The organism is Methylobacterium sp. Leaf88 (assembly GCF_001422795.1).
Taxonomy (GTDB): domain Bacteria; phylum Pseudomonadota; class Alphaproteobacteria; order Rhizobiales; family Beijerinckiaceae; genus Methylobacterium.
The window spans coordinates 58,544-58,872 of the sequence record NZ_LMMK01000005.1; the positions used below are offsets into that span (position 1 = coordinate 58,544).

Consider the following 329-nt stretch of genomic DNA (forward strand, 5'->3'; position numbering starts at 1 on the left):
CTCCGGTCTGCCGGTCGAAGCCCGTCTGCACGGTCCGGGTCAAGATCTCGCCGCGCCCGCGCGCCTCGGCGAGGCGTGCGTTGAAGCCGTCGATGTTGCGCACACCGACCTTCGACATCTTCTTGTAGCGTTCCTCCATCTCGCGCACGGCCCATTTGAGGGCGATGACCGCCTTCTTCGGGTCCGTGACCACGGGCGAGAGCAGGTGCGGGATGCCGTCGTAGACGGAGAGCTCCAGCATCTTCGGGTCGACCATGATCAGGCGACACTCCTCCGGCTTCATCCGGTAGAGGAGCGACAGGATCATGGTGTTGATGGCCACGGACTTG

Annotated in this window: 1 pseudogene; it reads right to left on the reverse strand. The window is 64.4% G+C overall.

Annotation, left to right across the window (positions count from 1 at the left end):
• A pseudogene (locus ASF20_RS24830) lies at window positions 1-329 on the reverse strand (FtsK/SpoIIIE domain-containing protein); the annotation flags it as partial.